This is a genomic window from Saccharothrix sp. 6-C, from assembly GCF_016695385.1.
Taxonomy (GTDB): Bacteria; Actinomycetota; Actinomycetes; order Mycobacteriales; family Pseudonocardiaceae; genus Actinosynnema; species Actinosynnema texasense.
The window spans coordinates 1,385,139-1,398,707 of sequence record NZ_CP064192.1 but is presented as its reverse complement, the minus strand read 5'-3'; the positions used below and the strand labels follow the sequence as shown (position 1 = coordinate 1,398,707).

Annotated in this window: 16 protein-coding genes; 8 read left to right on the top strand and 8 right to left on the bottom strand. The window is 71.8% G+C overall.

The annotated features are described in order from the left end of the window. Positions 1-14 precede the first annotated feature (14 nt). The 5 genes from IOD16_RS06590 to IOD16_RS06570 all read left to right on the top strand — a co-directional run bounded on the left by IOD16_RS06590 (position 15) and on the right by IOD16_RS06570 (position 4,344). Entirely contained in the window at positions 15-497 is a 483-nt protein-coding gene (locus IOD16_RS06590) for a cation:proton antiporter regulatory subunit (protein ID WP_170185059.1), read from the top strand. A 5-nt stretch (positions 498-502) separates the two neighbouring features. Beyond that, positions 503-1,687 (top strand): cation:proton antiporter, encoded by a 1,185-nt coding sequence (locus IOD16_RS06585; protein WP_201439300.1) that lies wholly within the window; start codon positions 503-505, stop codon positions 1,685-1,687. A gap of 139 nt (positions 1,688-1,826) precedes the next feature. Then, positions 1,827-3,029 carry a S8 family serine peptidase gene (locus IOD16_RS06580; protein WP_201439299.1) on the top strand — a complete coding sequence of 401 codons (1,203 nt, stop codon included), beginning with the start codon at positions 1,827-1,829 and terminating at the stop codon, positions 3,027-3,029. A 19-nt stretch (positions 3,030-3,048) separates the two neighbouring features. Then, on the top strand, positions 3,049-3,273 hold the full coding sequence (locus IOD16_RS06575) for a hypothetical protein (protein WP_201439298.1): 225 nt from the start codon (positions 3,049-3,051) through the stop codon (positions 3,271-3,273). 147 nt (positions 3,274-3,420) lie between these two features. Next, positions 3,421-4,344: a mechanosensitive ion channel family protein gene (locus IOD16_RS06570; RefSeq protein ID WP_201439297.1), complete on the top strand. Its 924-nt coding sequence runs from the start codon at positions 3,421-3,423 to the stop codon at positions 4,342-4,344. Positions 4,345-4,578: 234 nt separating this feature from the next. Here IOD16_RS06570 and IOD16_RS06565 read toward each other — a convergent pair whose 3' ends face one another. Further along, complete coding sequence (locus IOD16_RS06565; protein ID WP_236594786.1) at positions 4,579-4,881, bottom strand: DUF6401 family natural product biosynthesis protein; 303 nt, start codon at positions 4,879-4,881, stop codon at positions 4,579-4,581. A 124-nt stretch (positions 4,882-5,005) separates the two neighbouring features. Here IOD16_RS06565 and IOD16_RS06560 point away from each other — a divergent pair, with 124 nt between their 5' ends. Further along, entirely contained in the window at positions 5,006-5,464 is a 459-nt protein-coding gene (locus tag IOD16_RS06560) for a DUF6319 family protein (RefSeq protein ID WP_442978112.1), read from the top strand. 277 nt (positions 5,465-5,741) lie between these two features. On the opposite strand, the gene IOD16_RS06555 is transcribed toward IOD16_RS06560, so the two are convergent. Together IOD16_RS06555 and IOD16_RS06550 are read right to left on the bottom strand one after the other, a co-directional pair. After that, a complete protein-coding gene (locus tag IOD16_RS06555) occupies positions 5,742-6,695 on the bottom strand; it encodes a quinone oxidoreductase family protein (RefSeq protein ID WP_123743169.1) in 954 nt (317 codons plus the stop codon). A gap of 5 nt (positions 6,696-6,700) precedes the next feature. Next, entirely contained in the window at positions 6,701-7,510 is an 810-nt protein-coding gene (locus tag IOD16_RS06550; protein WP_201439294.1) for an SDR family NAD(P)-dependent oxidoreductase, read from the bottom strand. Positions 7,511-7,615: 105 nt separating this feature from the next. Here IOD16_RS06550 and fabG point away from each other — a divergent pair, with 105 nt between their 5' ends. Further along, positions 7,616-8,377, top strand: coding sequence for a 3-oxoacyl-ACP reductase FabG (gene fabG / locus IOD16_RS06545; protein ID WP_201439293.1), 762 nt, complete (start codon positions 7,616-7,618; stop codon positions 8,375-8,377). A gap of 1 nt (position 8,378) precedes the next feature. Continuing rightward, complete coding sequence (locus tag IOD16_RS06540) at positions 8,379-8,837, top strand: MaoC family dehydratase (protein WP_123743172.1); 459 nt, start codon at positions 8,379-8,381, stop codon at positions 8,835-8,837. A 117-nt stretch (positions 8,838-8,954) separates the two neighbouring features. Here IOD16_RS06540 and IOD16_RS06535 read toward each other — a convergent pair whose 3' ends face one another. The 5 genes from IOD16_RS06535 to IOD16_RS06515 are packed head-to-tail and all read right to left on the bottom strand — an operon-like array spanning position 8,955 to position 13,523. Next, positions 8,955-9,518: a DinB family protein gene (locus IOD16_RS06535; RefSeq protein WP_268957685.1), complete on the bottom strand. Its 564-nt coding sequence runs from the start codon at positions 9,516-9,518 to the stop codon at positions 8,955-8,957. Next, positions 9,515-10,102, bottom strand: coding sequence for a TetR/AcrR family transcriptional regulator (locus IOD16_RS06530; protein ID WP_201439292.1), 588 nt, complete (start codon positions 10,100-10,102; stop codon positions 9,515-9,517). The genes IOD16_RS06535 and IOD16_RS06530 overlap by 4 nt, the downstream gene beginning before the upstream one ends. A 22-nt stretch (positions 10,103-10,124) precedes the next feature. Beyond that, positions 10,125-10,892: a hypothetical protein gene (locus tag IOD16_RS06525; protein ID WP_123743174.1), complete on the bottom strand. Its 768-nt coding sequence runs from the start codon at positions 10,890-10,892 to the stop codon at positions 10,125-10,127. Further along, positions 10,879-12,345, bottom strand: coding sequence for a vWA domain-containing protein (locus IOD16_RS06520; RefSeq protein WP_201439291.1), 1,467 nt, complete (start codon positions 12,343-12,345; stop codon positions 10,879-10,881). The genes IOD16_RS06525 and IOD16_RS06520 overlap by 14 nt, the downstream gene beginning before the upstream one ends. Continuing rightward, the gene (locus IOD16_RS06515; RefSeq protein ID WP_201439290.1) at positions 12,342-13,523 is read right to left on the bottom strand and encodes a hypothetical protein; all 1,182 of its coding nucleotides are present in this window, start codon (positions 13,521-13,523) and stop codon (positions 12,342-12,344) included. The genes IOD16_RS06520 and IOD16_RS06515 overlap by 4 nt, the downstream gene beginning before the upstream one ends. Between the last annotated feature and the right edge of the window lie 46 nt (positions 13,524-13,569).

The following is a 13,569-nucleotide window of genomic DNA, read 5'->3' as shown; positions in this document are numbered from 1 at the left end:
TAGGATCACATGCTGTGAACGTCGAGGTGACGCCGCTTCCGGGGATCGGCACCCGTCAGGACTTCATGATCCGCGCGGGCCGTCGGATCGGGGTGATCACCCACCGTGACGGCAAGTTCGAGCTGATCGTCTCGTCGTTGGACGATCCCGACGACTGCACGGCGTCGATACCGCTGACCCCCGCCGAGGCGAGCACCCTCGCCGGGCTGCTCGGCTCGCCGCAGCTCGTCGCGCACCTGCAGGAGCAGCACCGCGAGGTCGCGGGCATCTCCACCAAGCAGTTCCCGATCGTGCCCGGCTCCCGGTTCGACGGCAGCCCGCTGGCCGAGACCGAGCTGCGCACCCGCACCGGCGCGTCCATCGTGGCCGTCGTGCGCGCGGGTTCGGTGCACCCGTCGCCGCGCCCGGACTTCGTCTTCGGCGGCGGCGACCTCGTGGTCGTGGTCGGCACGGCGGACGGCCTCGGCGCCGCGGCCGAGCTCCTGGGCGGTGGCTGAACACCTTGCACAGCACCGCACTCGCACTGATCCAACTCGGCGCGGTCTTCTTCGGGCTGGGCCTGCTCGGCAAGATGGCGTGGCGGATCGGCATCTCCCCGATCCCGCTCTACCTGATCGGCGGCCTGGCCTTCGGGCAGGGCGGCCTGGTGCCGTTGCACGGCATCGAAGCGTTCACGCACATCTCCAGCGAGATCGGCGTGATCCTCCTGCTGCTCCTGCTCGGCCTGGAGTACTCGGCCGCCGAGCTGGTGACGGGCCTCAAGCGGTCGTGGACGGCCGGGCTCATGGACATCGTGCTGAACGCGACGCCGGGCGTGATCGCGGCGCTGATCCTGGGCTGGGGTCCGCTCGGGGCGCTGGCGATGGGCGGCGTCACCTACATCTCGTCGTCCGGGATCATCGCGAAGGTCCTCGGGGACCTGGGCCGGCTGGGCAACCGGGAGACCCCGGTGGTGCTGTCGGTGCTGGTGTTCGAGGACCTGGCGATGGCGGTGTACCTGCCGATCCTGACGGCCGTGCTGGCGGGCGTGAGCTTCGCCGGCGGGTTGACCGCGGTGGGCATCTCGCTGGCCGCGATCACGGTCGTGCTGGTGATCGCGCTGAAGTTCGGCCGGTACGTGTCGGCGCTGGTCGACAGCCCCGACCCGGAGGTGTTCCTGCTCAAGGTGCTCGGCGCGGCGCTGCTGGTCGCCGGGGTGGCCTCGGAGCTGCAGGTGTCGGCGGCGGTGGGCGCGTTCCTGCTCGGCATCGCCATCTCGGGGTCGACGGCGGAGAACGCCACCCGGATGCTGGAACCGCTGCGGGACCTGTTCGCGGCGATGTTCTTCGTGGTGTTCGGCCTGAACACCGATCCGGCGTCGATCCCGCCGGTGCTGGCGCTCGCGGTGGCGCTGGCCGTGGTGACGACGCTGACGAAGGTCGCCACCGGGTGGTGGGCGGCACGGCGGCAGGGCATCGGGCGGATGGGTCGGGCGCGGGCCGGGGCGGCGCTGGTGGCGCGCGGCGAGTTCTCGATCGTGATCGCGTCGTTGACGGTGGCGTCCGGCGCGGTGGACCAGCAGCTGGCGGCGTTGGCGACGGCTTACGTGCTGCTCATGGCGGTGCTGGGCCCGGTCGCGGCGCGGGTCGTCGAACCACTGGCCAAGAAGTTCACCCGAAAGCGTGGTACGGCTCCGGCGACCGCCTGACCTGTATCTCTTCGGGTGCTGACGGCTCCACTACGGCATACGAACACGCTCGGGCTCGCGGCCAACTCTTCCGGCCGATTGAGCCCGGGCGTGCTCCGGGGTTACACCTGACTGCCGTCCAACCCCGAAGGGGGTCGTCATGTCACAACCAACGGACGCCGAAACCACCGGCCGCTACCTCGTGCTCCTCGACGACAAGTCGGTCGCGGCGGGCGCGCGGGAGATGAACCGGGTCGCCGGGATCAGCGCGGCGAGCACCGCGGACTCGGCCACGAGGGCCGAGCTGGCCGCCGCCGACGGCGTCATCTTCCAGGACCTCGGCATCGCCGTGGTCAACGCGACGCCGGACCAGGTCCAGCAGCTGACCCGGGCCGCCGACGCGCCGGGCCCGATCTCCGTGGTCGAGGCCGAACGGGTCGTGCACGCCTACACCGCGCCGCCGGACACGGGCGTCGACCAGGCCGCGGCGCCCGCCGTGGACGAGTCCGTGTTCACGTGGGGCTTGCAGGCCGTCGGCGCGAGCATCAGCTCCGCCACCGGCAAGGGCGTGCGCATCGCCGTGCTCGACACCGGTTTCACCGTCGCGCACCCCGACTTCGCGGGCCGCGCCGTGATGACGCAGTCGTTCATCGCCGGTGAGACGGTGGACGACGCCCACGGCCACGGCACGCACTGCATCGGCTCCGCCGCGGGCCCGCGCAAAGCCGCCAGTGGCGGGCCCGGGTACGGCGTGGCGCACGAGGCCGAGATCTATGCGGGCAAGGTGCTGTCGAACCAGGGCAGCGGCTCCGACAGCGGCATCCTGGCGGGCATCGAGTGGGCCATCGCCAACGGCTGCGCGGTCGTCTCGATGTCGCTGGGCGCGAGCGTGCGGCCGGGCACGCCGTACTCGCAGGTCTTCGAGCAGGCCGCCACGCGCGCCATGGCCAAGGGCACGTTGATCATCGCGGCGGCGGGCAACGAGAGCAACCGGCCGGGCAAGGTCGCGCCGGTCGGGCACCCGGCCAACTGCCCGTCGATCCTGTCCGTCGGCGCGGTGGACGTGCAGCGGGCCATCGCGTTCTTCTCCTGCGGGACGGTCGACAGCGTGGGCCAGGTCGACATCGTCGGCCCCGGTGTGGACATCTACTCCAGCTGGAACAAGGACGACGGCGGCCTGGGCCCGCACAAGCGCATCCAGGGCACGAGCATGGCCACACCGCACGTCGCGGGCGTCGCGGCGCTCATCGCGGAGAAGCACAACGCGCGCGGGTGGGAGCTGTGGGCGCGGTTGGCGCAGACCGGTCGTCGACTGGGCTTGCCTTCCACGGACGTGGGTGCAGGATTGGTGCAAGCTCCCTGAGCCCCTGACGGAGGCGCCCGTGGACAAGGTCGTGGTCTCGGTCGCCGACGGCAGCGCGGCGGACCTGCCGGCCGTCGTCTCGGCGTTGCGCGACGCCGGGATGGTGGTCGAGCAGGTGCTGGAGGGGTTGGGCGTGGTCACCGGGTCGGTCGCGCCGGGTGTGGGCGACCTGCTCGGTGCCGTGCCCGGTGTCGCGCACGTGGAGGTGGACCGGACGGTCCGCCTGCCGCCGGACGGGTCGTGACGCCCGCCCCCTCCGGTCTGGCCTGACCAGCGCGTTTCACAGTGCACCGGATCGGCGTCACCCGGTCGGGGGACAACAGGTTTGGTGTGGCCACCTCGGGTAGCCGGTTGCTGGAGACGAACCGGTCGTCCGAGGAGGTCGTAGACGATGGAAACCCTGCTCGCCGTGCAGACGGCGCAGGCTCAAGGCATCGGTGACGCCACCGGTGACGCCCTGCGCAACGTGGTGACCTTCCTGCCGAAACTCGTCGGGTTCATCGTCGTGCTGCTCATCGGGTGGATCGTCGCCCGGGTGCTGCGCGCGGCGGTGCACAAGCTGCTGGACCGCCTGCACTTCGACCGCGCCGTGCAGCGCGGCGGGCTCGGCGACGCGATGGCGCGGTCCAAGTTCGACGCCTCGGGACTGGTCGCGCAGATCGTGTACTACGCCGTGCTGCTGATCGCGTTGCAGATCGCGTTCGGGGTCTTCGGCTCGAACCCGGTGAGCACCCTGTTGACCGAGATCGTCGCCTGGTTGCCGCGGGCGATCGTGGCGATCGTGATCATCGTGGTGGCCTTCGCCGTCGCGCGGGCCGTGCAGGACATCGCCACGCGCGCGCTCGGCGGGCTGTCCTACGGGCCGACGCTCGGCAAGGCCGCCTCGTGGTTCATCATCGCGCTCGGCGTGATCGCGGCGCTGAACCAGATCGGCGTCGCCACCACCGTCACCACCCCGATCCTGATCACCATCCTGGCCACGGTCGGCGGTATCGCGGTCATCGGTGTGGGCGGCGGCCTGATCAAGCCGATGCAGCAGCGGTGGGAGGGCTGGCTGACGAAGGCCGAGAACGAGGCGCCGCAGGCCAAGGCCCAGGCGGAGGCCTACCAGCGCGGCCGTGAGGACGTCCAGCGGACGGCTCAGGGCGTGTCGCCGGCCGAGCAGACCACCCGGATGAGCGAGACGCCGGCGCACGCGGCGAGCATGCCGACGCCGCCGGTCGGCACCCCGATGCAGCCGGGACCGTCCACCGTCCAGCCGACCCGGCCGGTCCAGCCGCACCCGGGCCAGTTCCCGCCCGGCGAGCAGCGCTGACCTCCACCACCACCGGCGGCGCACCCGCCACCGGCTGAACGCCTCACCCGAACGCTACGCAGGGGTCCTCGCCCAGGGGACCCCTGCTTTTATTTTGCCGGCGACCACCGACAAAAACGGCCGGCTGATCCCGCGCATGGGGAAATGCGGAAATGAATCGGTCGATATGACCGGCTCGAATCGGACCGCTCGGAGTGAGCGCCGGTCAGGCTCGGCGGCGTGAGGAGCCGGGGTTCAGGCTTCGAGTGCCGGCTCGTCACGCCGGGCGAGGTGGCAGACGGAGGCCAGTCTCAGCGTCAGCCAGTCCGCGTTCGCCCAGTCCACGATCGCCGGCGGTGTCCAGCCGTGCGCCTGCGCCTCGTCGAGCACACCCTTGGCGTACCCGGCCAGCAGCACCGCGCCGGCCACCGCCGCCGCGGGCACGCCGAACGCGAGGATGTCGCGCACCGCCGCGCCGTGCTGGTCGATCGCCGCCAGCACCCCGGGCGCCAGGACGCCAGGCGCCAGCACCGCCGCGATACCGAGTTCGTCGCTCAACCGGTCCAAGAACCGGCGAGCGGGGAAGTCCCTCCAACCACTCACAAGGCCGACACCCTACGCTGTGCGGGGCAATCGACCCACCATCGAACACGTGTTCTATGATCACGCCGGGTCGAGCCGGATGCGCAGAGAGGACAACGAGAACGTGCAGGCGGACACGCTCGTGGAGCAGGAAGAGACGGTGGACGCCGAGGCGCCCGCCGCACCCGTGCAGCAGGAGGTCGCACCCGTGGCACAGGCAGAGCAGGCCGAACAGCCCGCGGAGGCCGAGGCCAAGCCGGTGAAGCGGCCCAAGTCGACGGCCAAGAAGACCCGCACGGTCGAGCTGACGCTGACCGTCACCGGGACCGCCGACGGCGAGTGGCAGGCCGACCTGGTGCACGGCACCAAGCGGGTCGTCCAGGGCCTGGCCATCTCGGCCGCGGCGGTGTCGCGGGCGGCCAAGGAGCTGCACGACGACATCGCGGGCGGCATCGACGAGGTCATCGAGACGGCCCGCGCCCAGCACCGCACGCGGATGGAAGAGCTGGAAGCCGAGCTCGCGAAGGTCAAGGCCGCTCTGGCCGAACTGAGCGACTGATCCCACTGCCGAACGGGTGCCGTGCCGTGAGCAACGGCACCCGTTCTGCGTGTCCCAGGCCCGTGCTCCGCGTCAGTCGGCGTCAATCCGGTGGACGAGCTGGTAGCGCTCGCTACTCGCGCGTAGGCCCCGCCGGGCCGGTGTCGGCGTCTTCGAGCCGGGTGCCGCCGGCGATCCCGACCGGCAGGTACGACACGGCGAGTCGCACCATTTCGCCGTCGGCGCGCATGACCCGGTCCCGGACGACCACCGGCGCCGGCAGTCCCGGCCGGCCTGGTCAGCGTGACGGGTCGAGGACGAGTTTGCCGGTGGTGCGGCGGGCGCGCAGGTCCTCATGCGCGCGGCGCACCTCGGACATCCCGTACTCGCCGCCCGGCACGGCGCGCAGGTCGCCCGCCAAGACCAGGTCGAACAGCTCGCCCATGGCCCGGTGCACGACGCGGCCGGGCAGCTTGAACGCGTGCGGCAGCCACATGCCCGCGATGGCGGCCGACTTGACCAGCAGCTTGCCCGGCGCGACGGGCGTCGGCTGTTCCCGGCTGGCCATCCCGTAGAACGCGAGCCGGCCGAACGGCGCCAGCGCGGCGAGGCTCTGGTCGGTCACCGTGCCGCCCGTCATGTCGAGCACGACGTCGACCCGCCGGCCGCCGTTGGCCTCGCGCAGCACGTCGGTCATGTTCTCCGCGGTGGAGTCGACGGCGACGTCCGCGCCGAGGTCCAGCGCCAGCGCGCGCTTGTCCTCGGTGCTGGCGGTGGCGATGACGCGGCCCGCGCCCCACTTCTTCGCCAGCTGCACGGCCAGCGACCCGACACCGCCGGCCGCCGCGTGCACGACGACGCTCTCCCCCGGCTCCAGGTGCGCGCTGCGACGCAGCAGCAGCCAGGCCGTCGCGCCCTGCACGACGAGGCTCAACGCGGTCAGGTCGTCCACGCCGTCCGGCACGTCGAACGCGGTCGCCTCGGGCACCACGGCCTTCTGCGCGTAGCCGCCGAAGTTGGTCAGGCCGACCACGCGCCGCTCGCCCGCCGTGCCGACGACCTCGCCGCCGGGCACCATCGGCAGCTCCATCTTCGACAGGTAGGAGTTCTCGGCCTGGTGGGTGTCGGCGTAGTTGAGGCCCGCGCGGCTGACGTCGACGAGCAGTTCGCCCTCCCCGGCGACGGGGTCGGGCAGCTCGACCTCGTTGAGGACCTCGGGTCCGCCGAACTCGGTGATCTGGATGGCGCGCACGGTGGTCAGTTCTCCTTGGCGATCGGGTCGTGCTCGAGCCGCACGCGTTCGCCGGTGGCGGTGCGCGGGCCGGGCGGGTTGGGGAAGGTGAACGGCGCGCTGGGGCGTCCGGCCTGCACGAACCAGCATTCACCTGGTTTGCCTTCGCGCAACACGGAGACGAACGCGTCGACCACGTCGTCCACGCTCATGACCGGCATCCCCGCGGACTCCAGGGTGGACTTGAAGCCGGTGATGATGGCGGTGTCGGCGAAGGACGGGCACACCGCGTTGACGGTGACGCCGTCGGCGGCGGCGACCGGGCCCAGGCCGCGGACCAGTCCGACGACGGCGGCCTTGTTCGCGCCGTAGAGGGGGTCCATGGGCATGGCCATCAGACCGGCCATGCTGGCGGTGGCGACGATGCGTCCGCCCCGCTTCTTCAGCTCGGGCAACGCCGCGTGCGCGCCGAACACGACACCGTCGAGGTTGATGCCCATGACCGTGCGGTACCGCTCGGCGTCGAAGTCGTCGCCCAGGCCGAAGCCGGTGGCGATGCCCGCGTTGAGCACGGCGATGTCGAGCCCGCCGAACCGCGCCACGGCCGTCGCGACCGCCGCCTCGTTCTGCCGGGGGTCGCGCACGTCGCAGTGCGCGTACACGCCGCCCACCTCGTCGGCCACGGCTTCGCCCCGCGCGTCGTCCACGTCGGCGACGACGACGGACGCGCCGGCGGCGGCGAGGCGGCGGGCCACTCCCGCGCCGATGCCGTTCGCGGCTCCGATGACCAGTGCGACCTTGCCCGAGAACTCCACCGCGCCTCCTCTGGCTGACATTCCGACCAGTCGGTATGGTTCTCCTGACACGCTCTGGCGTCAAGGCGACGTCGCCGGTAGGTTACTAAGCGGTTGCTTAGGCCCGCAGATCAAGGAGGACTGACCGTGGCCGAGACGGACGCACGGGTGGCCATCGTCACCGGTGCCGCACGCGGCATCGGCGCCGCCGTAGCCACGCGGCTCGCGCAGGACGGCCTGGCCGTCGCGCTGCTCGACCTCGACGAGGGCAGCTGCGCCGAGGCCGTGGAGAAGATCAAGGCCTCCGGCGGGACCGCCATCGCGGTGGGCGTCGACGTCAGCGACAGCGCGGCGGTGGACGCGGCCGTGCAGCGGGTGGCCGACGAGCTCGGCGCGCCGACCGTCCTGGTCAACAACGCGGGCATCCTGCGGGACAACCTGCTGTTCAAGATGACCGACGACGACTGGGACGCGGTGATCAACGTCCACCTGCGCGGCACGTTCCTGATGAGCCGGGCGGTGCAGAAGTTCCAGACCGAGGCGAAGTGGGGCCGGATCGTCAACCTGTCCAGCACGTCGGCGCTGGGCAACCGGGGCCAGGCGAACTACTCGGCCGCCAAGGCGGGCCTGCAGGGGTTCACCAAGACGTTGGCGATCGAGCTGGGCAAGTTCAACGTGACGGTGAACGCGATCGCGCCCGGGTTCATCGCGACCGACATGACCGCCGCGACGGCCGCCCGGGTCGGCATCGACTTCGAGGACTTCAAGAAGGGCGCGGCCGCGGCGATCCCCGTGCAGCGCGTCGGCACGCCCGAGGACATCGCGCACACGGCGTCGTTCCTGGTCAGTGAAGGGGCCGGGTTCGTGTCCGGTCAGGTCGTCTACGTCGCCGGCGGACCGAAGGACTGACATGCGGGTATTCGCTGACCTGGAGGAACTGGCCGCCGCCGAGGGCGAGCACCTCGGCCACGGCGAGTGGCACGAGATCACGCAGGCGGAGATCGGCCTGTTCGCCGACGCCACCGGCGACCACCAGTGGATCCACGTCGACCTGGAGAAGGCCGCCGCGGGGCCGTTCGGCGCTCCCGTCGCGCACGGCTACCTGACGCTGTCGCTGATCCCGTTGCTGGTGCGGGACATCTACACGGTGCAGGGGCTGGCGATGGGCGTGAACTACGGGTTGAACAAGGTGCGCTTCCCGAGCCCGGTCGTCGTCGGGTCGCGGGTGCGGGCCGGCGCCGAGCTGGTGGAGATCACCGACGTGGCGCAGGGCAAGCAGGCCGTGGTGAAGGTGACCGTCGAGATCGAGGGCAACCCGAAACCGGGGTGCGTCGCGGACACCGTGGTCCTGCTGGTTCCGGCCGCCTGAACCCGACGGCTGGAGCGGGGGCCCCGCCGAGGAGGCGCCCGCTCCGGCCGCGCGTCGGCGCGGAGCCGGCAGAACGACCAGGCTTCGGCGACGCGGTCTAGCGGTCGGCGTCTCGGGCTAGCGGTCGGCGTCGCGGGCGACCTTCTCCAGCTTCGCGCGGTAGGTCTCCCACTCCACCGACGGCATGTTGTCGTTGTCCGGGCGCAGGCCCGCCGCGCCGTCGACCAGCTCGCGCACGATGTCGGCGTGCCCCGCGTGGCGGTTGGTCTCCGCGATCATGTGGACCAGCACGAGGTGCAGGGTGACCGCCCGGCGCTCCCGCGACCACCACGGCACCTCGCCGGCCGACTCCAGGTCCAGCGCGTCGATCGTTGCGTCCGCGTGCCCGCACGCCCGCCGGTAGAGCCCGACGACGTCCTCACGCGACTCGTCGGCGGTGGCCCACATGTCCGCGTTGGGCTCGGCGTCCTCGCCCATCCACTCGAACCGCTCGCCGAACGGCCGGTCGAACGTGTCGCCGAAGTAGCCGACCTCCATCGCGGCCAGGTGCTTGACCAGGCCCAGCAGGTTCGTGCCGGTCGGCGTCAACGGACGGCGCACGTCGTAGGTCGACGCGCCCTCCAGCTTCCACAGCATCGCCTCGCGCGCCGTGCGCAGGTAGCGGTGCAGGTCGGACTTCACGAAGAACCCCCCGGAACGGGACGCAGGGACGCCAGCAGCAGGTCCGCGAAGTGGCGTCCCACCTGCTTGGCCGACAACGGGCCGTCGGCGCTGTACCACTGGCCGAGGTGGTGCACGGTGCCGAAGAAGTAGTGCACGGTCAGGTCCGCGGGCACGTCCGCGCGGAACACGCCGGCGGCCTGCCCCTCCTCCACCAGCGACCGGAACCGCTCGTGGTAGCGCCGCCGTTCCGCCCGCATCTCGAGCCGCTTGTCCTCGGCCAGGTGGTCGGCCGAGCGGAAGTACACGCGCGCCTGGTCGAAGTTGTCCACCGACGTGACCACGACGTCGACCGCCGCCGCGTGCAGCCGCTCGGCCACCGGCGCGGACCCGGACGCGAAGTGGTCCAGCCGCTCGGTCTGCATCCGCAGCAGGCTGCCGTAGATCTCGTGCAGCAGGTCGTCCTTGGACCCGAAGTAGTGGTACATGGCGCCCTTGGTGACGCCCGCCAGGTCCACGATGTCCTGCACCGCGACCCGGTCGAAGCCCTTGTCGGCGAACAACCGCGTCGCGGCGTCGATCAGCCGCTCCGGTACCGATGCCATGGGCCAAGCATCGCACGCCAGGTCACTGGAACATCGCGATCGGTCGGATGACGAGGTGCTGGTCGTCCGCCTTCCACGCCTGCACCTTGCCCAGGCACCGCGCCTGGAACCCGCCCTCGGGCACGGCGTCGTCGCGCAGCCCGGCGTTGTAGCACTCGACCCGCACCTGCGGGCCCGACTCGGGGTCGTCCGGGTCGCCGAACGCCGCCAGGAACACGGTCGTGCCGTCACCGTCGGACGTCACCCGGAACACGCCCTTCACCGACACGTAGGAGTCGATCCGCCGCAGCCGCACCACGCCGGCGTGCTTCTGGTGCTGTTCGAGGTGCTGCTCCAAGGCGGTGTTCCGGCGCACGGACAGGTCGCGCAGGTCGACGTGCACGACCCCGGACGCCGCCTCCAGCGCGTCGAGCAGCACGCCGACCACCGCGATCGGCTCGTACTGCTCGATGTAGGTCTTCACGACCTCGCGCCCGGACGTCCGCGCGCCCTCCACGCCCAGGTCGAGGCCCTTCAACGCGATCTTGCCGTCCTTGGTGACGCCGACCCGGTCCACGACCTCCTTGGTCATCGCGTCGCCGTACCGCCCGACCTGGTAGAGGTCCATCACGGACTTCTCGTGCAGGTAGATGGTCAACCCGGGCACCTCGCGCGACGGCGTGAACCGGCGCCGCGACCGCCACGTCCACAGGCCGACGCCGAGGGCCGCGGCGAGCGCCAGCGCCGTCACGACCCACAGCACCACCCACGGCCACCACACCGACCACCACAGCGCTCTATCGACAGCCACGGATCTCCTTCACCGCTTCCAGCAGCGACCCCGAGCCCGCGTCGACCACGCGCCCGCCGGTCGCCCGCGCCACCCGGTCCAGTTCCACCGGGTCGGCCTCGCCGAACCGGATCGCGTACGTGCGCGCCGGCGGGTGCGGCCACGCGGCCAGGAACTCGTCCGCGCTCATCCCCGCGTTGTTCTCGCCGTCGGTCATCAGCACCACCGTGCCGTCGCCGACGACCCGGTAGGCGTGGTCGAGGGCCGACCAGATCGCGGTGCCGTCGTCGGCCAGTTCCGCCGAGGTCAGGGCGACGGCCAGCGCCTCCAGGTCGGCGGCGCCACGGACGACGACGCTGCGCTCCTCCTTCACGGTCCCCGCGAACCGCACCAGCACGACCGTCTCGCCCAGCCGGAACCGGTCGAAGCCGCCCGCCCGGCTCAACGTGGCGAACGCCTCGCGCAGCCCGGCGATCCGCGCGCCCGCCATGGACGTCGAGTGGTCCAGCACGAACACCACCCGACCGGACTGGCCGGCGCGGTCGTAGGCGGCGAGCAGGGTGTCCACGACCGCCTGCGTGCCCGGGAAGTACAGCGCGGTGCCGATCGGCTCGCGCAGCGCCTCCACGCGCGGCACCTGCGGGTCGGACGGGCGGCGGAAGGTCCGCTCCATGATCGCCCGCTGGGCCGACGGCGAGCGCAGCCAGTCCACGACCCGGTCGTAGGCGGCCCGCTTGTCCGGTTTCAGCAGCATCAACGGGTAGTCGGACAGCACGATGCCGTCCCTCGGGTACACGACCTCCAGCGGTTCGCGGAGCTGCCCGGACGCGTTGAGCGACAGCACCGTCGACTCGTACGCGACCACGGCGTCCACCTCGTCCTGCCGCTGCACGTACTCGTCGCCGACCTCCGCCGCGCCGGCCGCGCCGAACACCCGTCCGGTGAGGAAGCCCTGGAGCTTGTCGCAGGTGACGTCCTCGGCGCGCAGGGCGGCGCCGGTGCCGGCGGCGGCCGTGGCCACCCCGATCAACGCCGCCATCCCGCTGCCGGACACCCTCGGGTCGGCCATCCCGAACCGCAGCTCACCGGCCGCCGCGCGGCTCGCCACGTCGGCCCACGACGCGTCGCGCACCACGTCCGCCTTGCCCGCCTTCACGCCCAGGACCAGCGGGGAGATCATCGTGCTGGTGGACAGCGGCAGGTCCGCCGCCTTCAGCCGCAGGTACCGGTTCGTGGCCAGCCAGGCGAGGTCGTGGTCGACGCCCGCCGCCAGGTCGTCGCTCGCCCGCACGGTGCCGCGCCGGTCGAGCTTCAGCTCGACGCCGGTGTCACGGCGCAGGTCGGCCAGCACCGGCGCGAGGTCCGCCAGCTCCGAACTGGCCAGCACGGTCAGCGTGACCGGCTCGGGGGCGGCGGTGGTGCAGCCGGCCAGCGCCGCCACGACCACGAGCGACGCGGCCAGGGCAGCCCTCACAGCGGCACCCCGCTCGGGCAGGAGCCGAGTTCCTCGATCATCGTCGCGAGGGCGTCGGGCTTGGCCACGAACGTCTCCGTGTCGCCCTGGCCGGGGTTGCCCTTGGGGATGCCGCGTTCGTCCAGCACGGTCCCGACCGACGCGCTGCCCGCCCGGCCGAGGCGGAAGCCGAGCTCCAACGCGCGCCGCTGCAGCCGGGAGTCCTCCTGCAGCAGGCGTCCCACCTTCTCCCCCTGCTCGCTGAACGCGATCAGCCACGGCTCGGCGTGGTGGTGCGCGTCGGGGTAGAGCAGCACGCGGTCGTGGTCGACCGAGCCCGTCTGCTCCTTGGTGCGGATCTGGTAGGCCAGGTACTGGTGCTCGTACATGACGCCGACCGGGGCGAACGTGCGGCCGTCCGGCGAGAAGAACGTGCGGCCGATGCCCGCGCCGAACTGGCCCTCGACCTCGAACAGCGGTTTGATCTTCGTGGCGACCGCCTTGGCCTCCGCCGCGGTCGGCGCGTGCTTGTCGTTCGCGGCGAACGCGACCACGGCCAGGTAGGCGGCGCCGGAGTAGGCCCGGCACGGGTCCGGCGACTGGGCGATGATCTGGTTCGCGTTCGTCAGGCCGCCGTCCGGGATGCTGTTCCAGGTCTCGCCGTCCAACGTGAGCATGACGAACTTCGTCATGTCCAGGGTGTAGTACAGCCCGTCGGTGTCCTCCTGCGGTGTGGCCACCCCCCGCTTGGCCAGCGCTTTCGCGTAGTCGCTGAAGGCGGCGACGACCAGCGGCGTGGTGAACGGGTAGAACGGCTTGCCGCCCACCCGGTCGTGGATCTGCCGCGCGGTGAGCTGGCCGGACGGCATGACGAAGTCGAACGACGTGGGGTTCGCCCGCTCCTTGGCGATCTCCGTCGAGCCGCCGGAGTCGGTCACGTGCACCTGCACGCCGTTGGCCATCAGGACGCGGCGGACCTCCGGGTCGGCGAAGAACTCGGACTTGGAGGCCATCATGGCGCGGACGACCGTGACGCCCTGGAACGGCAGCGCCGCGACGCCGTTGGCGAACAGCACGAAGGCGCCGACGAGCGCGATGGCCGCCGATACGCCGAACGGCAGCAGGAAGCGCTTGCGGCGGAAGACCGACCTGGGCGGGTCGAGGACGACTAATGCGGGCTCTTCGGTCGAGCGGCTCACGACCACCGGAACTCCCCCGTGCGAACGGCGATCTTCCCTGCCTACG

Excerpts from the sequence above, each read along its gene's own strand:
- IOD16_RS06580 (WP_201439299.1), top strand. The coding sequence starts at position 1,827 with ATGTCACAACCAACGGACGCCGAAACCACCGGCCGCTACCTCGTGCTC.
- IOD16_RS06570 (WP_201439297.1), top strand. The coding sequence starts at position 3,421 with ATGGAAACCCTGCTCGCCGTGCAGACGGCGCAGGCTCAAGGCATCGGT.
- IOD16_RS06560 (WP_442978112.1), top strand. The coding sequence starts at position 5,006 with ATGCGCAGAGAGGACAACGAGAACGTGCAGGCGGACACGCTCGTGGAG.
- IOD16_RS06550 (WP_201439294.1), bottom strand. The coding sequence starts at position 7,510 with ATGTCAGCCAGAGGAGGCGCGGTGGAGTTCTCGGGCAAGGTCGCACTG.
- IOD16_RS06540 (WP_123743172.1), top strand. The coding sequence starts at position 8,379 with ATGCGGGTATTCGCTGACCTGGAGGAACTGGCCGCCGCCGAGGGCGAG.
- IOD16_RS06530 (WP_201439292.1), bottom strand. The coding sequence starts at position 10,102 with ATGGCATCGGTACCGGAGCGGCTGATCGACGCCGCGACGCGGTTGTTC.